Genomic DNA, 25,745 nt, shown 5'->3' on the forward strand with positions numbered 1-25,745 from the left:
GGGGCCCAGATGGCACAGCGCTGCCGCGCGTGGATCCCGGCTTTCGCCGGGGAACGGTTGTTCCTTGCCGGAAAGGATCTTCACCAACTGCTTCAGGATCCGTATCCGCCCTCCGCTAAACGGCGCCCATCTCAATCCGTTCGTGTCGAGCGTAGTCGAGACACCCATCGGCCTTGCGCTACACCGATTAGGTGTTTCGACTTCGCTCGACACGAACGGGACGGTGACTCGGATAGGATGCGCCAAGCGCACACCCCACGGATTGCACACCAGGCTTACAATCGCCGGCCGCTTGCGATAGGCGCCGCCGCATGCGCGACGCGCCCTCCCATGTTCCCGAGCCGCTGGCGCTCTATGCCATCGGGCTCGGGTCGAACCGTCGCCATGCGCGCCATGGCGATCCGCGGCGGGTGCTGCTGGCCGCGCTCGCCGCGATGGAGAGCGTCGGGATCGAGCCGGTCGACGCGAGTCCGATCATCGCCAGCGCACCGCTCGGCCCGTCGCGGCGGCGTTACGCCAATGCGGTCGCGCTCGTCGCGTCGCCGCTCAGCCCGCCCGAAATGCTCGATCGACTGAAGGCGATCGAGGCGGCCTTCGGGCGCCGCAAGGGCCAGCGCTGGAGCGCGCGGACGCTCGACCTCGATATCCTGCTCTGGTCGGGCGGAGCGTGGAGCGACGCGGCGCTGACCATCCCGCATCCGGAGATGGCGCGGCGCCTTTTCGTGCTGCGTCCCCTGACGACGATCGCGCCGCACTGGCGCCATCCGCTGGCGCAGCACAGCATCCGCCAATTGCTGCGAAGACTCGAACGCCCGAGGCCCATCGACGGCAAGACACAGGCGCACGCGGCCGGCGGACGGTCGGGGGACTAGGCTCCGGAAGGTGAGCCGTTCGGAGCGGGCGCGACGATGGTCGGGTCCAGCGGCACTTCCCTGGGTGTCGCATAGCCCTGATAACGGATCGCGTGCAGATCGGTCAGGCACTCTGCAACCTGGGCCCAGAAATCGGCTTCGGCGATCTCGCCGGACGCCCTGAGCTGCTCGATCTTGCCGGCGATGATCCGCGGCGCATCGTCGCCATAACGGCTTTCGAACGCGAGCGCCTGGCCCCACAGATCATGATCGGCATTGGCTCCCATATCGCGACTCCATTGTCTATGCCTGTGGGCTGCAAGGACGATATGGACCGCTCGCAATGGCTTCCATAACAAAGGTTAGGAACGCACGCGCGGTGCGAGCCCGTCAGTTTCGCGCTGCGCGCTATCGGCCGAAAGCAGACTTTCGAGCGCGAGCGCATCGCCCAGCGCGGCGAAGAACGCTGTATTGTCGAAGATGCACCACGCCGGCGCCGTCGATCCCGCCTGCCCGAGCTGCGCGCCATAGGATTTCAGCCGATCGGCCCCATAGGGCGAATGATAGATGACGGGCGACCCGTGCAGCCGCCAATAGGAAAAGCCGCGCCATCCGCCGGGCATCGCCGCCGCAGGAACCCGGGCGGGGTCGGCGGCGACCCGCGCGACCCGCAGGCCGGCAAGCAGGGCGTCGGCCTCGGCCGCGAACCAGCTTGCATGCCGCGGTTCGCACACCACGCGAGCCGCAGTCGCCGCGGTGAGTTGGTCAAGGAAGGTGCCGGCAATAGCGGCATCGAAGACGAGCTTCGGCGACATCTGAACGAGCAGCACGCCCAGCTTGTCGCCAAGGCCGGCCGTCTCGTCGAGCAGCTTCGCAATCGGGTCGCCGCAATCGACCAGCGACCTTTCATGGGTGATCGCACGCGGCACCTTGACCGAAAAACAAAAATCGCGCGGCACGATGGCGCCCCATCGCGACCATGTCTCGGGACGATGGGATCGGTAGAAGGATGAATTGACCTCCACGCACGAAAGCCGCGCGGCATAGCGTTCGAGCGCGAAGCCTTCGTGCGGAAAGCCATCGGCATAACGCGCCGCGATGCTCCAGCCCGCCGTTCCGATCCTGACCGACATGTGTCTCCCAACGCCCTTGCAGCGCGGGCGTTCCGGTGTCGGCCGCCCTCGTCGAAGGCTTTATCCCGCCCGTTCCCTTCGGGCGAATTTCCGAACCGCGACGCAAAGCGCGATGGTCAGCGCAATCGCGGCGAGGTCGGCATACCAGTCGCCGATGTCGCTGTCGCGGTGCAGCGTCGGCACCGCCTGCACGAATTCGATCAACGCGCCAAGTGACGCCAGTGCCGCGAGGACCCAAAACCAGCGGACGGCGGGATAGGCCAGGAAGAACAGCAGGGTCAGCACCACGAAAGCCAGCATATGCTGCGATTTGTCGCTTTCGATCAGCATGGGGGGTTGCGGAGACCATGCGAACCAGAGCGTGACGAGCAGCGCCAGCCAGAAGAAGAGCCTGAACAATCGATCCATACGGCTGCCCTATACCGCATCAGGACCATGTGCGTGCAAGCACTTCCGCCCTCGCGTCCATCTCGCCGGGTTCGCTTTCGCCGACCAGCGCGTAGGACATGTCACCGCGCCGCCAGTAGGCTACCGACTGCGCGCCCTCGCGGATCGCGTCGGGCTGTTCGGGCGCGCCATTCTTCCGGCGCTGTAGGAAGATGGAAAGCCGGTCGCCCTCCTGCGTCTGCACCGCCATCAGCAGCGCCGGGCCCCGCTCCGTCGGAAAGAGCTGCACGTCGGTGACCGTCCAGTCCTCCGGAACCGCAGGCACGGCGATGTTGGTCGCGCGGCGGATTTCCTGCGCGTTGAAGCGCGGCGCCTCGACCTGCGAATCCATCGCCGCGCGCAAAAGGGCGACGCGGTGCGAGGTCAGCGCATCGTCGACATAGGCAGGCGGCGTGCGGATGACGACCGTCAGCACCAGCGCCGCCATTCCTGCGGCCGCCAGCCCGCCCAGCGGCGCCCAGAGCCGGCGCCGCGCGGGTGCGGCGGAGAAAAGCGAGCGCGCCACCTCGATCAGATGCGCCGGCACCGGCTGCCGGCCACGCGCGAGGAGTTGCAACGCGCTGCGCCGCCCCATGTCGCCAAGGACCGCCGCCGCCTTTTCGGGATGGCGGCGCAGATAGTCCTCGACCGCGAAGCGGCCTTCGACATCGAGCTCGCCGTCGATATAGGCATCGATCTCCATATCGCTCGGTCCGTCAGTCACCCCGCCCTCCCACGATGCGCAGCGCGGTCGTCGGGACCGGCTGCTCGTCCAGTTCGCGAAGCGCCGTGCGCGCCCGGGCGAGCCGCGACATCACCGTCCCGACCGGAACATCCAGCAGGTCGGCGCATTCCTGATAGCTCAGTCCCTCAACCGCGGTCAGGTGCAGCACCGCGCGCTGATGCTCGGGCAGCGCCGCGAAGCAGCGCGCGATATCGGTCAGCCGGGCGTGATGTTCCTGCGCCGCGTCCGAATGGGCGACCAGCGTCTCGGCGAAGCGGTCGTCGCGCCGTCGCTCGGCCGCCCGCCGCCGGAGCCCGGAAACGAAGACGTTGTGAACGATCGCGAGCAGCCAGCGCCGGCGGCTCCGGCCCCGCTCGTAACCGGCATCGCGCTCGATCGCGCGAACGACGGCGTCCTGCACCACGTCGTCGGCGTCGTGGTGATCGCGGGCCAGCGCGCGGGCATAGCGTCGCATCGCGGCCAGCTCGCCGGCGATATCGTCGTCTTCATGGCGATCGGTCATCGCGGGCTCATATGCACCAAAAGCACCGGTTTCGCCATCGTCAGGCGACTTTCGCCAAGGCCGGAACGGATTCGCGGCGCGCGACGCGCTCATAGACGCGCGCGACCTCCGCCAGTATCTCTTTCCAGCGGAAGCGGTCGGCGGCGTCGCTCGCCGCGCGGCCCAGCAGGCGAAGACGGACCGGTTCGCCGATGAGCCGCGCCGCTGCGGCCGCATAGGCCCCGGCGTCGCGCGCCGGCACCAGCAGGCCGGTCCGTTCGTGATCGATCAGCGCCGACGCGCTCGCGACATCGGCCGACACCACGCCGAGGCCGGACGCCATCGCCTCCAGATTGACGTTTCCGAAGGCTTCGGTGACGCTGGGGTTGATGAGAAGATCGGCGCTGGCCACCGCATGGCCCAGTTCGCTTCCTTCGAGCAGGCCCATGAAGGTCGCGTTGGGCAAACGGCGTGCGATCCAGTCGCGCGCCGGACCGTCGCCGACGATCATCGGGCGCACCGCCAACCCCTGCGACCGCAGTCGGGCGATCGTCTCGGCGAACAGGCCGAGCCCCTTTTCGAGCACCAGCCGGCCGAAGAACAGCGGCACGATCTCGTCCGGCTTGTAGCCCAGCCGGGCACGCAGCGCCTCGCTCCGCAGCGCCGGATGAAACATCGCGCGGTCGACCCCGCGCGACCATATCGAGACCTTCCGGTCGCCGAAGCGGCTGGCCATCTCGTCGCGGATCGGCGGCGTCGGCGCGAGGATGTGATCGCTGTCGCCGTAGAAGCGCGCCAGATAATCGACGACGGGCCGCCGAAGGAAGCCGAGGCGATAATAGTCGAGATAGGTTTCGAACCGGGTGTGCAGGCTCGCCACCACCGGGATGCCGGCGGCCCGCGCATACTTCTGGGCCTGCCGACCGAGAATGTCGGGCGCGGACAGGTGGACGATGTCGGGTGCAAAAGCCTCCATGTCCGCGCGGGCCGAGCGCGTGAAGCCGAGCGCGAGCCGATATTCGGGCCGCCCGGGAATGCAGGCCGAGCGGACCGACACGACGTCGCCGACCGAAGCGAAAGCCTTTTGCGGAGCCGTCGGCGAATAGATGCGCACCTGCGCGCCAGCCTGGCGCAGAAGATGGTCCACCAGCCGGTTCAGGGCGCGGTTGGCGCCATCGCGAACGCAATCATAATTTCCGGAAAACAAGGCGATTCGCAAAGGGGCGGTCCGCGTGGACCGGGGCTGGACAAGCAAGGGAGAGGAACGTGATAAAATGCCGGACATGACAGGCATACGCCTGTCGCGGCCCGGTTATTCCATCGGCTCGCGCCCGATCTACGGAGCGCCGGTTCCCTCCCGGTCGATCAGCCCGGTGTCGAGCAGCGGCGCGGCGTCGATATCCGCGGCGCCCAGAAGCGCCGCCAGCCGCTCGGTGCTCGCGAGGATCATCGCCTGCTCCCACGACGGCAGCGCGGCGAAGCGGTGCGCGAAGATTTCCTGCAGCGCATCCGGCGCATCGGCGAGCCGCTGCCGGCCCTCCGCGGTCGCATCCAGGAATATCTGCCGCTTGTCCCGCTCGCTGCGCCGCCGCGTCACGAGGCCGAGGGCGACGAGCCGGTCGGTGATGGCCGTGATCGTGGCGTGGCTGAACTGGAGCCGCTGGGCGATCGTTCCCGGCGTGACCTCTTCCCGCGCCTCGACCTCGCGCAGGACGAGCAGTTGCGACGGGGTCAGGCCGGTCGCCGCCGCCAGCTTGCGGCTCCCACGATCGGTCGCGCGCAGGATACGCCGCAAGGCCTTCAGGGTCGCATTCGCAATCTCGGTCTGCATGCGCCCCTGTTAGCGGCACGGAGGGGCGGCACCAATCCCATTCTTCCCGATGAATGCGGGTAAATATATTTCGCTTTATGAACCATTTTTCCCCGCAGGGGTTGATCGCTTCTCAATAATGCGTATGTTTTTGCACATCCCCACTCGCAATTTTTCATGCGACTCCGAAATATATTTCAGGAGATGAACGATACTGGATCAACGCCAGAATAATGAATCCTTGCCCTTGAGGCCTGTGTCGGACGCGGCGCCGGCATCGATGCCGGGTCTGCAACTGCGCAAACCGGTTGCCGAAGACGGACCGGCAATCACCGCCCTGATCGCGCGCTGTCCACCGCTCGATCGCAATTCCGCCTATTGCAACCTCATCCAGTGCGCGCATTTCGCCGATCAGTGCATCGTGGCGGAAAAGGACGGCCGGATCGTCGGCTGGGTGTCCGGCCACCACCCGCCGTCCGACCCGCACGCCTTTTTCGTGTGGCAGGTGGCGGTCGCGGTCGAGGGGCGCGGGAAAGGACTCGCCAGCCGGATGATCGGGGCATTGTTCGCCCGCCCCGCGCAGCAGGACGCAACGCACCTGACGACGACCGTCACCGACGACAATGATGCCTCGTGGGCGCTCTTTCGCGGCCTCGCGCGCGCCTGGGACGCGCCGTTCGAGCGTAGCGTCCTGTTCGACAACCAGACCCATTTCGCCGGTGCGCACGCCACCGAATATCAGGCCCGCATCGGCCCGATCGATCGCAGCAAGTTTCAGCAAGCACAGGGATAATCATGACCATGACACCTCAACCGTCCGGCGCGATTCCGGACAGGAGCATCTATGAGCGCCGTGAATCGGGGGTCCGCAGCTATGCCCGGTCGATGCCGCGCCAGTTCGGCAAGGCGGCGGGCGTGTGGATGCACGACAATCGCGGCGGCCGCTATCTCGATTTCCTGTCGGGCTGCTCGACGCTCAACTATGGGCACAACCATCCGATCCTGAAGCAGGCGCTGCTCGACTATATCGCCGACGACGGCATCGCCCACGGCCTCGACCTTCACACCGACGCGAAGGCGGCCTTCCTCGAAACCTATGAGGCGCTGATCCTGAAGCCGCGCGGGCTCGACTATCGCGCGATGTTCACGGGCCCGACCGGCACTAACGCGGTCGAGGCGGCGATCAAGCTCGCGCGCAAGGTCACGGGGCGCGAGATGGTCGTCGCCTTCACCAACGGCTTTCACGGCATGACGCTGGGCGCGCTCGCCTGCACCGGCAATGCCGCGAAGCGCGGCGGCGCGGGCGTGCCGCTGTCCCATGTCAGCCACGAACCCTATGACGGCTATCACGGGCCCGAAGTCGATACCGCCGACCTGCTCGCGCAGCGGCTCGCCGACCCGTCGAGCGGCCTCGACGCCCCTGCCGCGATCCTCGTCGAAACGGCGCAGGGCGAAGGCGGCCTCAACACCGCATCGCCTGAATGGCTGCGCCGCATCGCCGCGCTGGCGAAAGCGCATGGCGCGCTGCTGATCGTCGACGATATCCAGGCCGGCTGTGGACGAACCGGCTCCTTCTTCAGCTTTGAAGGGATGGGTTTCACGCCCGACATCGTCACGCAGGCCAAGTCGCTGTCGGGCATGGGGCTGCCCTTCGCGCTGACGCTGTTCCGGCCCGAACTCGACCAATGGTCGCCGGGCGAGCATAACGGCACCTTTCGCGGCAACAACCACGCCTTCGTCACCGCCACCGCCGCGCTGCGCCATTTCTGGAGCGACGGGGCCTTCACGGCGGATATCGCGCGACGCGGCGACCTGCTCGCGGCGCGGCTCGATGCGATGGCCGCCGAGCATGGCTTCGAGACCCGCGGTCGCGGCATGATGCGCGGCATCAATGTCGGATCGGGCGAGCTTGCCGACGCGGTGACCGCCGCCTGTTTCGATGCAGGTCTGATCATCGAGACCAGCGGCGCGCACGGCGAGGTCATCAAGATCCTCGCCCCGCTTATCATCGACGACGCGCTGCTCGCGGGCGGCCTCGACATTCTCGAAACGAGCCTGCGCGAGGCGATGGCCGACGATTTCGCCGTCGCCGCCGAATAGGCCTCATCAACAGGAGACACATCCATGCTCATCCGCAATCTCGGCGATATCCGCAAATCGGATCGCAACGTCCGCTCGAACGGCTGGGTCAGCGCCCGCCTGCTGCTCAAGGACGATGATATGGGCTTTTCCTTCCACGTCACGACGATGTTCGCCGGCGAGGAATTGAAGATGCACTATCAGAACCACCTCGAAGCCGTGCTCGTCCTCAAGGGCACCGGAACGATCGAGGATCTCGCGACCGGCGAAATCCACAGGCTGCAGCCCGGCGTCATGTATGCGCTCAACGACCACGACCGGCACGTCGTGCGGCCCGAGACCGACATATTGACCGCGTGCGTCTTCAACCCGCCGGTCACCGGCAAGGAAGTGCATGACGAGAACGGCGCCTATCCGGCCGAGGCCGATCTCGTCGCCGCCGACTGAATCCATCCATCATCAGCAGGGGGACGTCCCGTGAAAGACCTCTACCCATCGCGGCACGCGGCAAGCGCCGAACTGCTGCCGCGTCTCGACCCCGTCGTCCATGGCAACTGGAACCCGGATGCGCCGATCAGCGAGGCGCAGGCCGCCCGGTTCGACCGCGACGGCTATCTCGTCCTCGAAGGCGTCTTCTCGGACGCCGAGGTCGCGCATCTGCAGGCGGCGGCGAGCAAGCTGCTCGCCGATCCCGCCGCGCTCGACGCGGAGACGATCGTCGCCGAGCCGCAGAGCCGCGAAATCCGCTCGATCTTCGAGATCCACCGCCAGAGCGACGCGATGGCGCGGCTCGCGTCCGACGCGCGGCTCGCCGACGTCGCGCGCTTCCTGCTCGGCGACGAGGTTTACATCCACCAGTCGCGCCTCAACTACAAACCGGGTTTCAAGGGCAAGGAATTCTATTGGCACAGCGACTTCGAGACGTGGCATGTCGAGGATGGCATGCCGCGGATGCGCGCGCTGTCGATGTCGGTGCTGCTCGCCGAGAATACGCCGCACAACGGGCCGCTGATGGTCATTCCGGGGTCGCACCGATCCTATCTGACCTGCGTCGGCGAGACGCCCGAAGACCATTATCTGAGTTCGCTCAAGAAACAGGAATATGGCGTTCCCGACGAGGATCACCTCGCCGAACTGGCGCACGATCATGGCATCGTCGCGCCGACCGGCAAACCCGGCACCGTCATCCTGTTCGATTGCAACCTGATGCACGGATCGAACGGCAACATCACGCCCTTCCCCCGCGCCAATGCCTTCCTCGTCTATAATGCGGTCAGCAACCGGCTGGAAAAGCCGTTCGGCGTCGACAAGCCGCGGCCTTGGTTCCTGGCCCATCGCGGCGAGCCCGAGCCGCTGACGATCGCGTCGGGCACGCTCGTCGAAGCGGTGCCGGCATGAGGGGGCATCATAGCGTCGAGAAGGTCGGCGGCACCTCGATGGCCGCGACCGCGACCCTGTTCGACAATGTGCTGATCGCGGGACGTTCGGGCGGCGACCTCTATAACCGCATCTTCGTCGTCTCCGCCTATGCCGGGATGACCGACCTGCTGCTCGAAAACAAGAAGAGCGGCGAACCCGGCGTCTATGGCCATTTCGTCGACGACGACGATGCCGGAGCGTGGCGCGCGGCGATGGAGCGGGTGCGCGCGGCGATGCGCGCGCGCAATGCGGAGATGTTCGCGCGGCCTGAAAGCCGTGCCGAAGCCGACCGCTTCGTCGATGCGCGGATCGATGCCGTCGCCGCCTGCCTCGACGATCTCGCGCGGTTGCGCAGCCATGGGCGATTCAGCCTGAAGGACCAGTTCGTAACGGTACGCGAACTGCTCGCCGGGATCGGCGAGGCACACAGCGCGCACAGCACCGCGCTGTTGCTCCGCGACCGCGACGTCAACGCGCGCTTCGTCGACCTGACGCTGTGGGACGAGGACGACGTGCGCAGCCTCGACGCGCGGATCGAAGAGGCGTTCGCGGCGATCGACCTTCGCGCTACCCTGCCGATCGTTACCGGCTATGCCGGCTGTGAGGGCGGCATGGTGCGGCGCTATGCGCGCGGCTACACCGAAATGACCTTTTCGCGCATTGCCGTCCTGACCGGCGCGCGCGAGGCGATCATCCACAAGGAGTTTCACCTGTCGAGCGCCGACCCGAAGCTGGTCGGCGAGCGGCGGGCGCGCAAGATCGGCCGCACCAATTACGACGTCGCCGACCAACTCGCCAATCTGGGCATGGAGGCGATCCATCCGGGTGCCGGCCGCGGACTGCGCCAGTCGGGCATTCCGCTGCGCGTCCGCAACAGTTTCGACCGCGAGGATGCGGGGACGCTCGTCACCGGCGACTATGTCTCCGATGTCCCGCGCGTCGAGATCGTCACCGGGCTGCGCCAGATGCAGGCGCTGCAATTCTTCGAGCAGGACATGGTCGGGGTGAAGGGGTATGATGCCGCGATCCTTGCTGCGCTGACCCGCCACAAGCTGTGGATCGTCAGCAAATCGTCGAACGCCAACACCATCACCCATTATCTGTCGGCGAATGCCGCCGCGGTGAACAGGGCGGCCGCCGAGTTGCAGGACCAATATCCCGACGCGTCGATCACCACGCAGCCGGTCGCGATGGTGTCGGTGATCGGCAGCGACATCTCGCGCCCCGGCCTCGTCACCGAGGCGCTGCGTGCGCTCGACGCGGCGGGGGTGCCGATGATCGCGATGCAGCACCAGATCCGCAACGTCGACGTGCAGTTCCTCGTCGCGCCGCGCGATTTCGATATCGCGGTGCGCGCGCTGCACAAGGTGTTGGTCGAGGATGGGGCGCTGGTCGAGGACGAGGCGGCGCCGGCGGAGGATCGGCGCGCCGCCTGACGCGCCGCCCATGCTCGCCTCGATCCGCCCGGTCCGCAGCCTGCTGATCGCCATCTTCGTGATGATGGCGGGCAGCGGCTTTCTGTCGACGCTGATCGGCCTGCGGCTCGAACGCGAGGGCAGCGGCACGATGGTCATCGGCCTCGTCGCGACCGCCTATTTCGGCGGACTCGTGATCGGTGCGCTGCGCGCCGGGGGCGTGGTGCGGGGGGTTGGGCATATCCGGTCCTTTGCGGCGTTCGTTGCGCTGCTTTCGGCCAGCACCCTTGCCTATGCGCTGGTCCAGCAGCCCCTGTTGTGGGGCGTGCTGCGCCTGATCGACGGCATCTGCGTCGCGGGGGTGTTCGTCTGCCTCGAAAGCTGGCTCAACGACCGCGCCGAGCCCGATACGCGCGGCACGGTGCTCGCGTCCTACATGGTCGCCCTCTATTCGGGACAGGCGATCGGCCAGTTGCTGCTCCGTTCGGGCAGCACGGCGCCGCAGGTGCCGTTCGAACTCGCCTCGATCCTGATCTCGCTCGCGATCATCCCGATCTGCCTGACGCGCAGCACCGCCCCGGCGCTGACGGAAGCCGCGTCGCTGCCGCTCCGCCGCCTGTTCGCCGCCTCGCCGCTCGGCGTCGTCGGCGCCGGGATCACCGGACTGCTGCTCGGCGCCTTCTACGGCCTCGCCGCCATCTATGCGCGGCGGCTCGGGCTCAGCCTCGCAGCGACCGCGACCTTCATGATGGTCGTGATCCTCGGCGGGGTGGCGTTGCAATGGCCGCTCGGGCACCTGTCCGACCGCTACGACCGCCGCCGCGTGATCGTCGGCGGCTTCGCGCTGACGCTGGCGGTCAGCGTCGCGCTGGCGATGCAACCGTCGGGCGCGCTGCTGCTCGCGCTCGGCTTCGCCTTCGGCGGGCTCGGTTTCGCGCTCTATCCGCTCAGCGTCGCGCACGCCAACGACCGGCTGCTGCCTTCGGAGCGCGTGACCGCGAGCGGGCAACTCGTCCTCCTCTATTCGGTCGGCGCCGCGCTCGGCCCGATCGGCGGCGCGGCGGCGATGACGCTTGCGGGAGCGGGCGGCCTCTTCCTCTTCATCGCGCTCGCGGCCGGCACGATGCTCGTCTTCGGGCTCTGGCGCCTCGCGGTGACCGACGCGGTGCCGGGCGAGGCGCAGCAGGATTTCCAGATCCTGCCGCGCACGACCCCGACCGCCGCGCTGCTCGATCCCGCCGCCGACCCGCAACAACAGGTGATGACATGACCACGCAAACCCTCGCGCAACCCGCCTGCGCGCCATCCAGCGCCGATCCCTCGACGCTGCGCCGCGCGATCGCCGCCTCGGCGCTGGGCAATGCGACCGAATGGTTCGACTACGGCATCTATGCCTATGGCGTCACCTATATCTCGGCAGCGCTGTTCCCGGGCGATACCGACGAGGCGATATTGTTCGCGCTCGCGACCTTCGCCATCTCCTTTCTCGTGCGGCCGCTGGGCGGCCTGTTCTGGGGGCCGCTCGGCGACCGGATCGGGCGCAAGTCGGTGCTCGCGCTCACCATCCTGATGATGGCGGGCGCGACGCTGTGCGTCGGGCTGATCCCCTCCTATGACCGCATCGGCTTCTGGGCGCCGACGCTGCTGATCGTCCTGCGCATGATCCAGGGCTTTTCGACCGGCGGCGAATATGGCGGCGCGGCGACCTTCATGGCCGAATATGCGCCCGACGACCGCCGCGGCTTCTTCGGCAGCTTCCTCGAATTCGGCACGCTCGCGGGCTTCTCGCTCGGCGCTTCGCTGATGCTGATCTTCTCGCTGACGCTCGGCGACGCGGCGATGCACGACTGGGGCTGGCGCATCCCCTTCCTGATCGCCGCGCCCCTGGGGCTGATCGGCACCTATCTGCGCTCGCGGATGGAAGACACGCCGATCTTCCTGGAGGAATGCGTCGTTGCCGAAGCACGGCAAGCCCCCGGCCTGCGCACGCTGATGCGCGATCACTGGCGCCCGCTGCTCGTCGTCGGCGGGCTCGTCGTCGCGCTGAACGTCGTCAACTATACGCTGCTCAGCTATATGCCCACCTATCTCCAGCGGCGCATCGGCCTGTCGCCCGACGAGGCGCTGATCGTGCCGATCGTCGGCATGTTCTTCATGATGCTGTTCCTGCCCTTCGCCGGCGCGCTGTCGGATCGCGTCGGGCGGCGGCCGATGTGGCGCGTCTCGCTGATCGGCCTGCTGATCGGCGTGGTGCCGCTCTACATGCTGATGGGCACGGGCCTTGCTGGCGCCACCATCGCCTTCATCCTGCTCGGCCTGCTCTATGTTCCGCAGCTCGCGACCATCTCGGCGACCTTTCCCGCGCTGTTCCCGACCCCGGTGCGCTTCGCGGGCTTCGCGATCGCCTATAATGTCTCGACCTCGATCTTCGGCGGCACCGCCCCGGCGATCGGCAGCGCGCTGATCGGCTGGACGGGCGACCAGCTCATGCCCGCCTATTACATGATCCTGTCGTGCCTGGTCGGCCTCGTCGCGCTGCGCTTCATGCCCGAGACGGCGGGCGGCTCGCTGCGCAACGATCCGTTCGCGCGACCGGTATCGGTGATCGACCGCTAGCTCCATCGCGGATCGGCCGGGCCTGCCGCGATCCTCCATTCCCGAGGCAAATCTCGAGCCAGCGATGCATCGTTCGTCGAGGCAGTGCGTTGCACCGCAGGGCGCATCCGCCCCGACAGTGAAGGATATGGCGATGAATCGGCTACGCCAGATGTTCCCCGCCCCGCTCCTGACCCTGATCGCCGGACTGATCGTCGCGTTCATCGCGCTGGTCCTGCTGATCGGCGGCGTCTGGCTCGCCGCGCTCGGCGGATCGGCCTATTATCTGGTGACCGGCGTCGCAATGCTCGCCTCCGGTCTGCTGCTGATGCGCGGGCGGATGCTCGGCGGCTGGATCTATGTCGCCGTCGTCTTCTTCACCCTGCTCTGGGCCTTCTGGGAGGTCGGGGGCAATGGCTGGGCGCTCGTGCCGCGGGTCGTCGCACCGGTCGTGCTGCTGGTCCTCGTCCTGTTCGCGATGGCGGCGCTGTCGGTCCGCCCGCACCGCTGGCGGCTCGCGCTGGCGAGCAGCGCCATGGTTATCCTGCTCTGCGCGGCGGGCGGCGCGATGCTCGGCTGGCTCAACAAAGCGCGGCCGCTGCAGCCGCTTCCCGGCCCGCGCTGGACGATGACCGATCCCGCGCCGATGCAGGCCGGTGCCGACTGGCCCGCCTATGGCGGTACCTACAGCGCGCGGCGCTATTCGCCGCTGGCCCAGATCACCCCGGCCAATGTCGGCAAGCTGAAGCGCGCGTGGACGATCCATACCGGCGACCTGCCCTCGTCGAAGCGCGTGCGCGGCACCTATGGCGCGGAGAATACGCCGCTGAAGGTGGGCGACAGCCTGTATGTCTGCACGCCGAAGAATATCGTCCTGTCGCTGGACCCCGCGACCGGTAAGCAGCGCTGGCGGTTCGACCCCAAGGTGTCCGACGATGCGATCCCCTATACCGCCGCCTGCCGCGGCGTGAGCTATTATGCCGTGCCCGGCGCCGCCGCCGGACAGGCGTGCGCGCGGCGGATCATCTTCGGCACGCTCGACGCGCGGCTGTTCGCGCTCGACGCCGCGACGGGGCGGCCGTGTCAGGATTTCGGCGCCAACGGCCAGGTCGATACCAAGATCGGCATGGGCGACACGCCGCCGGGCTATGTCTCGATCAACTCGCCGCCGACCATCGTGCGCGGCGTGGTGGTGACCGGGCACCAGGTGCTCGACGGGCAGGACCGCTGGGCGCCATCGGGCGTGATCCGCGGCTTCGACGCGGTGACCGGCAAGCTCCAATGGGCGTGGGACATGATGCACCCCGACTGGGATGGCTATCCTCCGCCGGGACAGACATGGGCGCGCGGCACGCCGAACATGTGGACGATCGCATCGGGCGACGAGCAGCTCGGCCTCGTCTATCTGCCGATGGGCAACGCCGCCGCCGATTATTATTCGAGCCTGCGCCGCCCGGCCGAGAACGACTATGCAACCTCGCTCGTCGCGCTCGACGTGACGACGGGCAAGCCGCGCTGGCGCTTTCAGGCGGTGAAGAAGGACGTCTGGGACTATGATTTCGGGGCGCAGGCGACGCTGATCGACTATCGGAGCGCGGGCGGAACGGTCCCCGCGCTGGTTCTGCCGTCGAAGCAGGGCGACGTCTATGTGCTCGACCGGCGCACCGGCCAGCCGCTGACCCCGGTCGGCACGATCAAGGCGCCCGGCGGCGGGGTCGAGCCCGCCGAGCGGTCGCCGACGCAGATCGTGTCGCTGTGGCATACGCTGCGCAAGCCGGACCTGACCGAGCGCGACATGTGGGGCATGTCGCCGATCGACCAGATGATCTGCCGCATCCAGTTCCGCAAGGCGAGCTACAAGGGTTTCTTCACCCCGCCGACGAGCAACGGCCGCTCGATCGAATATCCGGGGTATAATGGCGGCACCGACTGGGGCGGCGTCGCGGTCGATCCGGTGCGCGGCGTGATCGTCGCCAACTATAACGACATGCCCAACTATGTCCGCCTCGTCCCCCGCGCCGAGGCCGACAGGAAGGGCTGGGCACCGCGCGACCAGGCCCGCGGCGAGATCGGCGGTCCCGAAGGCGCGGGCGATCCGCAGGCGCATACCCCCTATGCGATCGACGTCAATGCGGGCTGGCGCCTGCCCTTCACCGGCATGCTGTGCAAGCAGCCGCCCTATGGCGGCATCCGCGCGATCGATATCGCGACCGGCAAGACGATCTGGGACCGCCCGCTGGGCACCGCGCGCACCAACGGGCCGTTCGGCATCCCGTCGATGCTGCCGGTGACGATCGGGACGCCGAACAACGGCGGCGCGGTGGTCACCGCGAGCGGGCTGATCTTCATCGCCGCCGCGACCGACAATCTGATCCGCGCGATCGATCTCGCCACCGGCAAGACCGTCTGGTCCGACGTGCTGCCCGCGGGCGGACAGGCGACTCCGATGACCTATGAGGCGAACGGCCGGCAATATGTCGTGATCTACGCCGGCGGCCATCATTTCATGGAGACGCCGATCGGCGACGAGGTCGTCGCCTACGCCTTGCCGTAATCCACCGCCATGGCCGACGGTCCGCGCATCGGGCACATCAAGGCGAACATCGTCCTTTATGGCGCGCTGTTCGCCAATCTCGGCATCGCCGCCGCGAAGTTCGTCGCGGCGGCGATCAGCGGCTCGTCGTCGATGCTGTCCGAAGGAGTGCACTCGCTTGTCGACAGCGGCAACCAGCTTCTGCTCCTTTACGGTCAGGCGCGGGCGAAGCAGGCGCCCGACGATCAACACCCCTTCGGCTATGGCCGCGAACTCTATTTCTGGGCGTTCGTCGTCGCGATCCTGATCTTCGCGGTCGGTGCGGGCATTTCGATCTATGAGGGCTGGACGCATATCGCCGCGCCCGAACCGCTGCGCGATCCGACGATCAACTATATCGTCCTCGCGATCGCCTTCGTGCTCGAAGGCGCATCTTGGACGATCGCGGTGCGCCAGTTCGATGCCGGCCGCAACGGGCTGGGCTGGTGGCAGGCGATCCGGCGGTCGAAGGACCCCGCCGGCTTCATCGTGCTGTTCGAGGACAGCGCGGCGCTGGCCGGGCTGGTCATCGCGGCGGCCGGCGTCTGGCTGAGTCACGCGACGGGCGACGCGCGGATCGACGGGGTAGCCTCGATCCTGATCGGCCTGATCCTGGCGGCGGTCGCCGCGCTGCTCGCGCGCGAATCGAAGGAGCTTCTGATCGGCGAAGCGGCCGATCCGGCGCAGATCGCGATGATCTGGCGGATCGTCGAGCGGCGGCGCGAGATCAGCGCCGTCAACCATGTCCGTACCATCCACACGGCGCCCGATGCGATCTTCGTGGCGGTCAGCGCCGATTTCGAGGATGCGCTGACGATGGGCGACGGCGAGCGCCTGATCGAAGAGATCGAAGCCGAACTGAAGGCCGCGTCACCCGAAATCAGTTCGATCTACATCCGCCCCGAAAAGCGCCGCGATGCGGTCCTTCAGCCGCGCCCCAAGGCCTGAACCCGGCGGTCGGCGTGTCCGCTATCTGGCCAGTTGCAGTTCCGCCCGATAGGCGTCCACCGTCCAATCGCGGCCAAGGAAATTCCTGGCGAGTTGATTCATCGAAGCCGACCCGCCGGGAGCGAGGATGAGATCGCGGTAGCGCTTCGCCGTGGCCGGATCGCGCAGGCCATGTTTGCGGAATTCGCTCAGCAGGTCGCTCGAAAGCGCCTTGGACCATTGATAGGTGTAATAGGAAGCGCCGTAGCCGGTGAGATGGCCGAAAGCGGCATAGCCATGCGTGCCTTCGGGATCGGGAGCGAGAGCGTAGCGATTATAAGCCGCGTCATAGACCGCGGCCAGATCGCGATCCTTGGGAACGCCCGAATAGAAAGCGAGCGAGGCGCCGGCATAGCCGAGCTGCATCATCGTCCCGAACGCTTCCCCAAAACGGCGGCTGACGTTCATCTTCTCCACCAGAGCGGCCGGGATCGGTTCGCCCGCGGCGTTGGTCGCGAACCGCTTCAACGTGTCGTAATCCCACACCCATTCCTCGAGCAGCTGCGATGGCGCCTCGATGACGTCATTCTCCAGCTCCATCGGATTTTGCGCCGCATAATCCTGCCCGCCGGCGAAGATCCAGTGCAGCAGATGCCCGAATTCGTGGAGGAAAGTGACGACGTCGCTATGCTCCATCAGGCCGTTCGGCACGTTAAGCTCCAGCACCGCGGCGGGCAGCACGCGATTTTTGATGCCGAATCGCAGCGGAGCCATCTGGGCATGGGTGAACTTGCCGTCGCGCGGATGCATGTCGAGGTAGAAGCGGCCGATCACCGACCCGTCCTGCACCATTTCGAACGCGCCGACATCGGGATGCCAGACCTCGGTTGCCCACGGCCGGATTTCGACGCCGAACAAATCGCGCGTCAGGTCGAAAATGCCGGCCTGGACCTTGTCGAACGCGAAATATTGACGGACCTGCTCCGGATCGACCGCATAATCCTCCTTGCGGATGAGCCGCAGGGCGTAACTGCTGCTCCAGGAGCCGAGCGAGGCGAGTGACGGATCGTCTTTGTGCAGCCGGGCCAGCATCCGCCCCGCCTCGGCCTCTCCGATCGGCCGGGCCACGCGGTCGATCTCGTCGAGAAAGGATCGCACTCGTCCGGGATTTTCCGCCATGCGATTGGCGAAGTCGTAGCCCGCGAAATCGGAATAGCCCAGCAGGCCGGCGAATTGGGCCCGATCGTCGATGAGCCGCCGCAGCACCGCGTCGTTGGTCGGATAGGCGCGGTCCGCGAAGGCCGTCATCACGCGCTTCCGCACGTCCGCGCGGTCGGCATAGCGCAACAGCGGCATGACGTCGGGATAGCTCATGCCGATCTGCACCAACCCGTCGGCGCCGGCCGGGCGCGCCGCTAGCCAGTCCTGCGGCATACCCGCAAGCTCTTCGGGGGTCGCCGTGACGGTGCGGGTGTCGGCAGAGATATTCCCCTCGAACTCGATCGATGCGGCGGTGATGCCATTCTGAAGCTCGCCGATGCGCGCCCGCGTCGCCGCGTCCTTGTCGACGCCCAGGCGGCGATAGGAATCGAGCTGGCGGTCCACCATATAGCGCAGGGCGGGCGAAATATCCGCCTTTCCGACCGTCAGCAGGCGTTCATAGATCGGCCGGGACATGCCCAGATCGACCAGCACCGCGCTGGCGCGCTGAAAACAGTCCTCGGCCGCCTTGCGGATCGCCGCATCGGGGTTCGTATCCTTGATGACGCCCGGTTCGGTATAGGCGGTGGTGAAAGCGAGATTATAAAGGTCGTCATAGGCGGCGAGCAAATCCAGCGGCTCGGTCGACAGCGGCATCGCCTCGACGCGCGCGCGCAGGCTCGCCAGCGCATCGAGACGGGTGTCGCATTGCGCGGCAACCTCGGCGGCGCTCTTCGGCGCCACGCTGATGGCTCCGATGATGCGGTCGGACATGGGTTGATAGTCCGCGCCGAGCGCCGGCATCGCCGTTCCACAGAGCAGGAGTGGAAACGCAAACGAACGCAGCATCGACATGATGATCTTCCCCCTTGAAATGGCTTCGATTCGGGTCCGCTCCATCGACCGTCGCCGTCCGCCCGTATCTCCCTTCTGGCTCGCTAGCGCACTCCGGCCGGGCTGGCGCTGGAAATTTTTGCGTATATTTTCCAATCCATAGTTCCTAAACGCTTTTTCGCTCAATAGACGTCGATTATCGCAAAGTAAGAGCGTGAACGCAGCCAGCTCCACCAAAGCCCATGATCCCCATTTCAAGGTCGATTATTGGCCCGCGGAATCGATCCTTCACCATCCGGATTTCCCGCACGCGCGCAGAGCCTATTTCGACAAGGTGCTGGCACTCTACGGCGACGATCCGTTCCTCAACAAATTGCTGATGGAGGCGGTGCGGATCGTGGTCTTTGCCGTAGCCATCTGCATGGAGGCCGGATATCGTCCGGACGATCGGGACACATGGCCGACGATCGGCAACCTCAAAAAGGCGCTGGCGCTGTTCGGCCTCGCCAGCCCGCGGCGGATCGAACAGATCGTGGGGAGGCTGGTGCAGACCGATTTCCTCGAAAGCCGCGTCTCGCCGCTGGACCGGCGCGCGCGCCTGCTGATCCCGACCGCCAGGATGCTGACGCACGATCAGGACTGGCTGATCGCGCATTACGCGCCGCTGGCTGTGCTGTTCGGCGAAAGCGATTATGCCCTTCCGCTGAAGGGGGACAAGGCGTTCCAGCGGGCGCAGCGGCAGGTTGCGACCGGCATATTTGTGCAATCGGCGATGGTCCTGCTCCGCAATCCCGACATCCTGCTCTTCCTCGTTCACGACGCCGGCATTTTCGTGTTGATCGAGCTCGCGAGGGAGGCGCTGAACCGCGAGACGCCGACCGCCGATCTGTCGCTGGCGCAGCTTGGCCGTCGCTTCGCGGTCTCGCGCACGCACGTCCGCCAACTCCTGTCGGCGGCCGAGGAGCGGGAACTGGTCGAAATCGATCAGGTCCGCCGGCAGATCACACTGCGGCCCCGCCTGCTGACAAGCCTGGACCGCTTCATTGCCGAAGGCATGTCGAACCACGATCTGACCGGAGCAGCAGCCAGACGGCAATATGGTCTGGGGTGAGGCGTTCACACGATCCGCGTGGATAATGGTGAGCCCTGCTGGGTTCGAACCAGCGACCTACTGATTAAAAGTCAGTTGCTCTACCGACTGAGCTAAGGGCCCGTTGCCATTCGCGGCACCGCCCGGCAGCGGGCGGAACCCTTTTGCTGCGAAGCGAGCGGCCCGCTATCATGGCCTAACCCTCCGTGCAATAATATTGTTCAATATCCTTTACGGGCACGCTGGCATTTCTCCCATCGATGTATGAGGAAGTTTCCCCAGCGACGGGAAATCCCTATTAGCGTTTGACCAATATAGAGGATTTCGTTCCCATGGATCGGCGGGCGAATGGAGACAGGATGAAGGTTCTTCTGACGGGCGGCGCGGGCTATATCGGCAGCCATTGCGCGGTCGCCTTGATCGCTGCGGGGTATCAGGTCGTCTGTTTCGACAATCTGTCGAACAGCAGGCCGCAAGTTGTCGAGCAGGTCGAAAGCATCACCGGCGCGCGCATTCCGCTGGTCGTCGGCGACATTCGCGACCGGGAGGCCGTCCGCCGCGCCCTGACCGATCATGCCATCGAGGCTGTCGTGCATTTCGCCGGGCTGAAAGCGGTCGGGGAATCGGTCGAAAAGCCGATGCTCTATTACGATAACAATGTGCGCGGGACGCTGGCCCTCGTCGAAGCGATGGCCGAATGCGGTGTCCGCCGCCTCGTCTTCTCATCGAGCGCGACCGTGTACGGCCAGCCGCAATATCTGCCGCTCGACGAGACCCATCCGACATCTGCAACCAACCCTTACGGCCGGACCAAGCTGATGATCGAAGAGATGCTGGGCGACATCGCCGCCGCCGATCCTGGCTGGCGCATCGGCGTGCTGCGCTATTTCAATCCGGTCGGTGCGCACGACAGCGCGCTGATCGGCGAGGATCCGAACGGCGTCCCCAACAATCTGATGCCCTTCATCAGTCGCGTCGCCGCGGGCCGGCTACCCGAACTGTCGGTGTTCGGCGACGATTACGATACCGCCGACGGCACCGGCGTGCGCGATTATGTGCATATCGTCGACCTGGCAGAAGGGCATGTCGCAGCGCTGGCAGCGTTGACGACCATCGACCGGCCGCTCTCGATCTGGAACCTCGGCACCGGTCAGGGCTATTCGGTCCTCGACATGATCCGCAGCTTCGAGCGCGTGAACACCGTCTCGATCCCCTATCGCATCGCGCCACGCCGCCCCGGCGACGTGGCGACCTGCTACGCGAGCCCGGCCAAGGCGCGCGACGAACTGGGCTGGCAAGCGAGCCGCGGGCTCGACGCCATGTGCGCATCGGCCTGGCGGTTCGAGCGCATGCTGGCGACGCGCAACAGCGGTTAGCCGATCCAGCCCGCGGTCTGCACAAGAACCCACAGTCCTATGATCAGGAACAGGCCAGCGGCGATCAGCCGCACCTTGGCGAGGTCGATACGCTTCAGCAGCTCGTGGCCGAGGAAGATGGCAGGAACATTGGCGATCATCATGCCGAGTGTCGTGCCCGCCGTCACACTGACCACGTCTTGAAAGCGCGCACCCAGGGCGATGGTGGCGATCTGCGTCTTGTCCCCCATCTCGACGAGAAAGAAGGCGACCAGTGTCGTCAGGAAGGCGCCGAAACGCGGCCGCGGCGCCTCTTCGTCATCGAGCTTGTCGGGGATCAGCGTCCACGCCGCCATGGCGACGAAGGAAATGCCGACCGCGTAGCGAAAGACCGGACTGTCGAGGAAAGCGGCGGCCTGCGCGCCGACCAGTGCGGCGAGCGCGTGATTGGCCAGTGTCGCGACCAGGATGCCGAATATGATCGGCAGCGGACGCCGAAAGCGCGTCGCAAGCAACATGGCGAGAAGCTGGGTTTTGTCGCCGATCTCGGCCAGCGCGACCACGGCGGTCGAGGTGAACAGGGCTTCCATGAAAAGACACTCCGGGGCCGGGCGGCGCAGCGAACTCCAACGGTCATCGTACCCCGCCGCCCGGCCCGGACGTGGGGTCGATGCCATTGGTCTCGCCCAAGCGGTGTCCCGCTTCCATCGCGCCACGACCTCTCGGCCGAGTATGTTGACGCGGTGGCCCGTCGGATCGACGGCTGGCTACTCCCCAGATGACGGCGGCGGGGTAGCCGCCTTGTCGTCGGTTGGCAAGGCGGAACCGCCCCCTTCCGTTTCGCCCGCCGCGCGGGCGGCTTTTTCGGATGCCGCCACGGCGGCATCCATGGCTTCCGCGCGCGCCTCTATTTCGCTGGCGGCCGCGTCATAGCGGGTGTCGAAATCGGGCTCCCGGTCGCAGGCCGCGAGCAGAAGGATCGGCAGGATCATGAGGGCGCGAGCCATCAATAATCCTTGCGATAGCGGATGCTGAGGTTCGACTGCCCCGAACCGCCGGCCTGGCTGAGCAGCGACAGGGCGCGGGTCAGGCTGATCTCCAGCTGGGTCGCGGTATAGCCGCGCGCGTCGGTGATCACCTCCAGATAGATGTCCTTCGAAATATATTGTCCCGCGGCGAGCGCGGTGCCGCGCCCGACGGTGTCGTCGGGGCCGAGCACGCGCAACCGGTCGATTCCCGTCGCCGATCGCAGGGCTCCGAGCGGGCTGAGCCCTCCCCCGCCGCCACGCAGCGTGTTGAGCGAAGCCGCGAGCTGGACGGCCTGCAAGGGCGACAGCGTGGTGATCGAGTCGCCGAACAGGATGCGCGAGAGGATTTCGTCCTGCGGCAGGCCGGGAACGCTGGAGAATGTCACCTGCGGATTCATCGCGCGGCCGGAAACGTTGACGTTCACCGTCACCGTCTCAATCGTGTCGGTGGCGAGAAGCTGGATCGACGGGTCATAAGCATCGCCGGTCGGGAAGGTCACCTTTCCTTCCTCCAGGTCGAAGGAGCGCCCGGCGAAGCCCAGCGTACCGCGTACCAGTTCGATGTCGCCGGTCACGCGCGGCGCCTGCGTCGTGCCCTTGAGCGTGATGTCGGCCTGCCATTCGGACTCGAGTCCCATGCCGCTGACATAGACCTCGTCGCCCGCGCGCAAGCGGATATCGAGGCGGATCAGGTCGAACAGGCTGCCGCCTGCTGCCGCGAGCCCGTCGCCGCTGATACGACGCCGGCCCGCCGGCGGTTTCCGGCGCACACCGGTCAGCACCGGGACGCTCGCCGCCCCTTCGCGTACGATTCGATAGCGGGTTTCGGGGAGGCGCAGGTCCCCCGACAGCAGCGCGGTCTGGCCCGCGACCTTGTCGAGCGTCAGATTGCCCGTTGCCCGCGCCGCGATATTGTCGCTGCGCGCGAGACGCGCATTGTCGAGCGTCGCCTCGACATGCATCGGGTAGCCGTCGGCCGCGGCGAGGCTGACGAACCCCTTGGCCTTGACGGTGCCGTCACCTGCCGTCGCGGCAAGATCGTCGATTTCGAGACGATTGCCGGTGAAACGGCCGTTGACCGCCATGTTGGTCAGCCGCGTGCCATAGGTCTGGTTCTCATAGACCATGTCCTTGCCGCGTATGACGCCGTTGAGGCAGGGGTCGGCGACGCGGCAGCTGAAATCGGCGGCAACGGCGATCGGACCGGAAACCCCCTGATCGGCGGGGCCGAAGAAGGAATAGAGCGTATCCGCCGGACCGTTGTAGCGCAGCCCGCCGCCGAGCGGCGCCGCCTGCAACCGCGCCGTCCACGGGCCGACCTCTGGCCCGAGCGGCCGCAGCGAGGCTTGCAGGCGTCCGATCACGGTGCCGCGCTTGCGCATCACCGCCCGCGCCTCCCCACCATCGGGGAGCAGTTTGCCGACGAAGTTGACGTCGACCGGCTGGCTCACCGATGCGGCGCTGGTACGGGTGAAGTCGTTGATCGTCAGCCGGGCATCGGCGCGCGGAAAGGCGTCGGCATTCGCCTGCGCGAAGTCGAGACTGCCGGTCGCGTGGCCGCCCAGCCCCATATCCGGATAGATGGCATTGAGCAGCGCCATGTTGACGCGGTCGAGCCGGCTCTGGAGCATGATGCCCTCTCCAAAGCGTCCCGCGACACGCGCGCTGCTGCCGCGTCCGAGGTCGATCGTCGTCGGTAACAGTTCATAGCCGTCCTTGCCCGGTACGATGCGGGCGGGTGACACGGTCCGGAAATTGACGCCGGTCGCGCGGCCCTGGACCGAGGCGCGCCACAGCTCGGGCTGAAGGTCCGCATTGGCGGCGATGCGGAACGGCACGCCGCTCGTCCCCTCGACAAGCGCCTGCGCCTTGCCGCGGCCATCGCGATAATCGATCTTCACGCGCCCGACCGCGATGTCGAATTCGCGGATACGCGTGTCGGCGAGCTGAATATCGGCGATCACGCGCGGCTGGTCATAGAGGGTGACGTCGGCGTCGACGATCGCCGAGCCGACCGCAAGCCGCGCCGGTCCGGGCAGAACGACATTGTTCGCGCGCATATTGACCGATGCCGCCTGATATTTGCCGTCGGCGCTCAGCCGGATGATTCCGCCAAGTCCCTGCCCTGCCGCGTCGAGCTGGCCGGTGAACGGTCCCGCCGCGCTCTGGACAAGGCGGCCCGTCATGCCAATACCCGACAGGTCGGCGCGTTCGACGTCGATCGTCAGCGGCCCGGCGGCGGTGAGCAGCACGACATCGGCCGACAGCGGGCCATAATCGGTCGTGCCCTTCGCGGCCAGGCGATAGCCCTTCGGCGCTCCCGTGATCCGCGCTTCGAGGTCGGCGAGACCGATGCCCAGACCGGGGCGCTTCGCGGTCAGCGTCGCGCGCGGGTCGCTGATCGTTCCGGCAAGCTGGAGACCGAGCGGGCCATATTGGCGCGAATCGGCGCGCGCGCTGAGTTGGACGCGCCCGTCGGGGGCGTAGCTTCCCTGCCCGCTGACGACTCTCAGCAGCGGCGACGTCAGCCGCAGGTTGGCGAAACGGACGACGCCATCGGTGCCATAACGCACGTCGCTGGTCGCCACCGCATTGCCGCCGAGCAAGTCGCGCACGCCCGAATTGAAGAGCCGCGTCGAGCGCGCACGCACCCGGCCCGCAATTTCGAAACCGCCGCCGGGCGCGGTCTTGAGGTCGGCATCGGTGTCGATATCGAAGATACCGACGCTTTCGATCCGGTAATCGTTGACCCGCCCGTCGATCGCGCCGGTGTAGAAGCCGCGGTTCATGTCGGCGACGATGATGGCCTTGGCATCGATGCGCGGCGACCGTAGGCGCAGATTGTCGCTGAGGATGCGCCCGTCCGCATAGGCGAGATCGCCGTCGAGCCGTACCGAAACGAGCGTTCCTCCGGCAACCGTGTCGAGCCCGCGGATGCGCGCGGCGCGCCCGGCGACGGGAACCACGATCTGGTCTGCATCGACGCGCGCCTTGCCGGAGAGATTCAGCGATTCGACGACGATGTCGTTGACGGCCAACGCCTTGGCGCTCGCCTGATAATCGACGGTCGGCAGTGCGAAGGCGCCGTCGAGCCGCGCTGTCGCGCGCACGTCGTTGCCGCGTACCGCCGGCGCCAGGGCGCCCGGCCGCAACAGCACGAACGCGAGTTGCAAGGCCTCATAGCGATTGGCGCCGAGATCGATGCCGCCGCTGATCCCCAGCCGAAACGCGTCGGATGCGACGCGTGCATCGAGGTCGGCCTTGCGCTCGGCCAAGCGCGCCGTCACGTCGAGGTCGGTCTGCGCCCCCAGCAGCGATGCGGCCGGGCCGTCGAACAGGCGCGAAGCCTGCGTCGTCCCTTTCGCCGCGAACGTGCCGTCGCGCGCCGACAGAGCAATGCGTGCCAGCGGCCCCGTGCCGAGATCGGCGGTCAGATTGCCATTCCACGCCTTCCAGTCGCCGCGCCCATCGAGCCGTGCGACGAGCGGCTCTTCGAACCCGCCCATCGCCGCGAGCACGCCGCCCCGCGGCGCGGTGAGGTCGAGCGTCATCGCCAGCCGGTTCTTGTCCGGAACCGCGTCGAGCAGCAGCTTCAGCGCGTCGCCCTTGCCATTCGCCCCGATCGTCTCTGCATCGGCCTGCACCAGCGCGCGCCGGTCGGCGATCGCGATCTTGCCGGCGAGCCGGGCTTCCTGCCGTTCTCCCGCCACGGCGGGGGCAAAGACGATGCGATCGACCGACAGGCGCCCGACATCGATATCGATGTCGGGCAGCAGCGGCTCGCC

Annotated in this window: 23 protein-coding genes, 1 tRNA gene, 1 pseudogene and 1 riboswitch; of the genes and pseudogenes, 12 read left to right on the forward strand and 13 right to left on the reverse strand. The window is 66.9% G+C overall.

All coding sequences use genetic code 11. The annotated features are described in order from the left end of the window. Positions 1–246 (reverse strand): annotated as a pseudogene (locus SGR02S_RS20415) (hypothetical protein); the annotation flags it as partial. 65 nt (positions 247–311) lie between these two features. On the opposite strand from SGR02S_RS20415, the gene folK reads away from it, so the two are divergent. Beyond that, positions 312–872 (forward strand): 2-amino-4-hydroxy-6-hydroxymethyldihydropteridine diphosphokinase, encoded by a 561-nt coding sequence (gene folK / locus SGR02S_RS13735; RefSeq protein WP_082797147.1) that lies wholly within the window; start codon positions 312–314, stop codon positions 870–872. Here folK and SGR02S_RS13740 read toward each other — a convergent pair. The 7 genes from SGR02S_RS13740 to SGR02S_RS13770 all read right to left on the reverse strand — a co-directional run bounded on the left by SGR02S_RS13740 (position 869) and on the right by SGR02S_RS13770 (position 5,467). After that, entirely contained in the window at positions 869–1,138 is a 270-nt protein-coding gene (locus SGR02S_RS13740; protein WP_067110861.1) for a DUF6961 family protein, read from the reverse strand. The genes folK and SGR02S_RS13740 overlap by 4 nt on opposite strands. A gap of 75 nt (positions 1,139–1,213) precedes the next feature. After that, positions 1,214–1,984 carry a DUF72 domain-containing protein gene (locus tag SGR02S_RS13745; RefSeq protein ID WP_067110864.1) on the reverse strand — a complete coding sequence of 257 codons (771 nt, stop codon included), beginning with the start codon at positions 1,982–1,984 and terminating at the stop codon, positions 1,214–1,216. A gap of 60 nt (positions 1,985–2,044) precedes the next feature. After that, the gene (locus tag SGR02S_RS13750) at positions 2,045–2,392 is read right to left on the reverse strand and encodes a VanZ family protein (protein ID WP_076075541.1); all 348 of its coding nucleotides are present in this window, start codon (positions 2,390–2,392) and stop codon (positions 2,045–2,047) included. A 19-nt stretch (positions 2,393–2,411) separates the two neighbouring features. After that, positions 2,412–3,134: an anti-sigma factor family protein gene (locus tag SGR02S_RS13755; RefSeq protein WP_067110871.1), complete on the reverse strand. Its 723-nt coding sequence runs from the start codon at positions 3,132–3,134 to the stop codon at positions 2,412–2,414. Then, entirely contained in the window at positions 3,127–3,657 is a 531-nt protein-coding gene (locus SGR02S_RS13760) for a sigma-70 family RNA polymerase sigma factor (RefSeq protein ID WP_067110925.1), read from the reverse strand. The genes SGR02S_RS13755 and SGR02S_RS13760 overlap by 8 nt, the downstream gene beginning before the upstream one ends. Before the next feature lie 40 nt (positions 3,658–3,697). Then, the gene (locus SGR02S_RS13765; protein WP_067110874.1) at positions 3,698–4,930 is read right to left on the reverse strand and encodes a glycosyltransferase family 4 protein; all 1,233 of its coding nucleotides are present in this window, start codon (positions 4,928–4,930) and stop codon (positions 3,698–3,700) included. 42 nt (positions 4,931–4,972) lie between these two features. Continuing rightward, positions 4,973–5,467 carry a MarR family winged helix-turn-helix transcriptional regulator gene (locus SGR02S_RS13770; RefSeq protein WP_067110876.1) on the reverse strand — a complete coding sequence of 165 codons (495 nt, stop codon included), beginning with the start codon at positions 5,465–5,467 and terminating at the stop codon, positions 4,973–4,975. Positions 5,468–5,726: 259 nt separating this feature from the next. Here SGR02S_RS13770 and ectA point away from each other — a divergent pair, with 259 nt between their 5' ends. The 9 genes from ectA (at position 5,727) to SGR02S_RS13815 (ending at position 16,474) form a co-directional block, all read left to right on the forward strand. Continuing rightward, positions 5,727–6,239 (forward strand): diaminobutyrate acetyltransferase, encoded by a 513-nt coding sequence (ectA, locus tag SGR02S_RS13775; RefSeq protein WP_067110928.1) that lies wholly within the window; start codon positions 5,727–5,729, stop codon positions 6,237–6,239. A gap of 2 nt (positions 6,240–6,241) precedes the next feature. Beyond that, positions 6,242–7,546 (forward strand): diaminobutyrate--2-oxoglutarate transaminase, encoded by a 1,305-nt coding sequence (gene ectB, locus SGR02S_RS13780; RefSeq protein WP_174521666.1) that lies wholly within the window; start codon positions 6,242–6,244, stop codon positions 7,544–7,546. 24 nt (positions 7,547–7,570) lie between these two features. Beyond that, entirely contained in the window at positions 7,571–7,972 is a 402-nt protein-coding gene (locus SGR02S_RS13785) for an ectoine synthase (protein ID WP_067110882.1), read from the forward strand. A gap of 30 nt (positions 7,973–8,002) precedes the next feature. After that, complete coding sequence (gene thpD / locus SGR02S_RS13790) at positions 8,003–8,923, forward strand: ectoine hydroxylase (protein ID WP_067110885.1); 921 nt, start codon at positions 8,003–8,005, stop codon at positions 8,921–8,923. Continuing rightward, a complete protein-coding gene (locus tag SGR02S_RS13795) occupies positions 8,920–10,380 on the forward strand; it encodes an aspartate kinase (protein WP_067110888.1) in 1,461 nt (486 codons plus the stop codon). Before thpD ends, SGR02S_RS13795 begins: the two co-directional genes overlap by 4 nt. Positions 10,381–10,390: 10 nt before the next feature. After that, complete coding sequence (locus SGR02S_RS13800) at positions 10,391–11,629, forward strand: MFS transporter (protein ID WP_067110891.1); 1,239 nt, start codon at positions 10,391–10,393, stop codon at positions 11,627–11,629. Further along, on the forward strand, positions 11,626–12,975 hold the full coding sequence (locus SGR02S_RS13805; protein ID WP_067110894.1) for an MFS transporter: 1,350 nt from the start codon (positions 11,626–11,628) through the stop codon (positions 12,973–12,975). The genes SGR02S_RS13800 and SGR02S_RS13805 overlap by 4 nt, the downstream gene beginning before the upstream one ends. Positions 12,976–13,126: 151 nt before the next feature. Then, on the forward strand, positions 13,127–15,508 hold the full coding sequence (locus tag SGR02S_RS13810; protein WP_067110931.1) for a membrane-bound PQQ-dependent dehydrogenase, glucose/quinate/shikimate family: 2,382 nt from the start codon (positions 13,127–13,129) through the stop codon (positions 15,506–15,508). A 9-nt stretch (positions 15,509–15,517) separates the two neighbouring features. After that, positions 15,518–16,474, forward strand: coding sequence for a cation diffusion facilitator family transporter (locus SGR02S_RS13815; protein WP_067110897.1), 957 nt, complete (start codon positions 15,518–15,520; stop codon positions 16,472–16,474). A gap of 21 nt (positions 16,475–16,495) precedes the next feature. Here SGR02S_RS13815 and SGR02S_RS13820 read toward each other — a convergent pair whose 3' ends face one another. After that, positions 16,496–18,502 (reverse strand): M3 family metallopeptidase, encoded by a 2,007-nt coding sequence (locus SGR02S_RS13820; protein WP_169799690.1) that lies wholly within the window; start codon positions 18,500–18,502, stop codon positions 16,496–16,498. A 199-nt stretch (positions 18,503–18,701) separates the two neighbouring features. Between SGR02S_RS13820 and SGR02S_RS13825 the strand changes: the two genes are divergently transcribed. Further along, complete coding sequence (locus SGR02S_RS13825) at positions 18,702–19,598, forward strand: hypothetical protein (RefSeq protein WP_067110907.1); 897 nt, start codon at positions 18,702–18,704, stop codon at positions 19,596–19,598. Positions 19,599–19,624: 26 nt separating this feature from the next. Here the strand turns inward: SGR02S_RS13825 and SGR02S_RS13830 are convergent. After that, positions 19,625–19,700: transfer RNA gene (locus SGR02S_RS13830), tRNA-Lys, on the reverse strand. A gap of 236 nt (positions 19,701–19,936) precedes the next feature. Between SGR02S_RS13830 and galE the strand changes: the two genes are divergently transcribed. Further along, the gene (gene galE / locus SGR02S_RS13835) at positions 19,937–20,953 is read left to right on the forward strand and encodes a UDP-glucose 4-epimerase GalE (protein ID WP_067110910.1); all 1,017 of its coding nucleotides are present in this window, start codon (positions 19,937–19,939) and stop codon (positions 20,951–20,953) included. Here galE and SGR02S_RS13840 read toward each other — a convergent pair. From SGR02S_RS13840 to SGR02S_RS13850, 3 genes are all read right to left on the reverse strand, one after another. After that, entirely contained in the window at positions 20,950–21,522 is a 573-nt protein-coding gene (locus tag SGR02S_RS13840; RefSeq protein ID WP_067110913.1) for a TMEM165/GDT1 family protein, read from the reverse strand. The genes galE and SGR02S_RS13840 overlap by 4 nt on opposite strands. A gap of 98 nt (positions 21,523–21,620) precedes the next feature. Further along, positions 21,621–21,723: riboswitch (yybP-ykoY riboswitch) on the reverse strand. Then, complete coding sequence (locus tag SGR02S_RS13845; protein WP_156483088.1) at positions 21,700–21,924, reverse strand: hypothetical protein; 225 nt, start codon at positions 21,922–21,924, stop codon at positions 21,700–21,702. Its footprint overlaps the riboswitch before it by 24 nt. 14 nt (positions 21,925–21,938) lie before the next feature. After that, the coding region (locus tag SGR02S_RS13850; protein ID WP_067110919.1) for a translocation/assembly module TamB domain-containing protein at positions 21,939–25,745 on the reverse strand (3,807 nt) is incomplete at its 5' end.

The organism is Sphingopyxis granuli NBRC 100800 (assembly GCF_001591045.1).
In the GTDB taxonomy this organism is placed as follows: Bacteria; Pseudomonadota; Alphaproteobacteria; order Sphingomonadales; family Sphingomonadaceae; genus Sphingopyxis; species Sphingopyxis granuli.

Excerpts from the sequence above, each read along its gene's own strand:
- SGR02S_RS13815 (WP_067110897.1), top strand. The coding sequence starts at position 15,518 with ATGGCCGACGGTCCGCGCATCGGGCACATCAAGGCGAACATCGTCCTT.
- SGR02S_RS13765 (WP_067110874.1), bottom strand. The coding sequence starts at position 4,930 with ATGCCTGTCATGTCCGGCATTTTATCACGTTCCTCTCCCTTGCTTGTC.
- SGR02S_RS13820 (WP_169799690.1), bottom strand. The coding sequence starts at position 18,502 with ATGCTGCGTTCGTTTGCGTTTCCACTCCTGCTCTGTGGAACGGCGATG.
- SGR02S_RS13760 (WP_067110925.1), bottom strand. The coding sequence starts at position 3,657 with ATGACCGATCGCCATGAAGACGACGATATCGCCGGCGAGCTGGCCGCG.
- folK (WP_082797147.1), top strand. The coding sequence starts at position 312 with ATGCGCGACGCGCCCTCCCATGTTCCCGAGCCGCTGGCGCTCTATGCC.
- SGR02S_RS13795 (WP_067110888.1), top strand. The coding sequence starts at position 8,920 with ATGAGGGGGCATCATAGCGTCGAGAAGGTCGGCGGCACCTCGATGGCC.
- SGR02S_RS13845 (WP_156483088.1), bottom strand. The coding sequence starts at position 21,924 with ATGATCCTGCCGATCCTTCTGCTCGCGGCCTGCGACCGGGAGCCCGAT.
- SGR02S_RS13770 (WP_067110876.1), bottom strand. The coding sequence starts at position 5,467 with ATGCAGACCGAGATTGCGAATGCGACCCTGAAGGCCTTGCGGCGTATC.
- ectA (WP_067110928.1), top strand. The coding sequence starts at position 5,727 with ATGCCGGGTCTGCAACTGCGCAAACCGGTTGCCGAAGACGGACCGGCA.
- SGR02S_RS13745 (WP_067110864.1), bottom strand. The coding sequence starts at position 1,984 with ATGTCGGTCAGGATCGGAACGGCGGGCTGGAGCATCGCGGCGCGTTAT.
- SGR02S_RS13810 (WP_067110931.1), top strand. The coding sequence starts at position 13,127 with ATGTTCCCCGCCCCGCTCCTGACCCTGATCGCCGGACTGATCGTCGCG.
- SGR02S_RS13740 (WP_067110861.1), bottom strand. The coding sequence starts at position 1,138 with ATGGGAGCCAATGCCGATCATGATCTGTGGGGCCAGGCGCTCGCGTTC.
- SGR02S_RS13750 (WP_076075541.1), bottom strand. The coding sequence starts at position 2,392 with ATGGATCGATTGTTCAGGCTCTTCTTCTGGCTGGCGCTGCTCGTCACG.
- SGR02S_RS13805 (WP_067110894.1), top strand. The coding sequence starts at position 11,626 with ATGACCACGCAAACCCTCGCGCAACCCGCCTGCGCGCCATCCAGCGCC.
- SGR02S_RS13800 (WP_067110891.1), top strand. The coding sequence starts at position 10,391 with ATGCTCGCCTCGATCCGCCCGGTCCGCAGCCTGCTGATCGCCATCTTC.
- SGR02S_RS13785 (WP_067110882.1), top strand. The coding sequence starts at position 7,571 with ATGCTCATCCGCAATCTCGGCGATATCCGCAAATCGGATCGCAACGTC.
- SGR02S_RS13840 (WP_067110913.1), bottom strand. The coding sequence starts at position 21,522 with ATGGAAGCCCTGTTCACCTCGACCGCCGTGGTCGCGCTGGCCGAGATC.
- ectB (WP_174521666.1), top strand. The coding sequence starts at position 6,242 with ATGACCATGACACCTCAACCGTCCGGCGCGATTCCGGACAGGAGCATC.
- galE (WP_067110910.1), top strand. The coding sequence starts at position 19,937 with ATGAAGGTTCTTCTGACGGGCGGCGCGGGCTATATCGGCAGCCATTGC.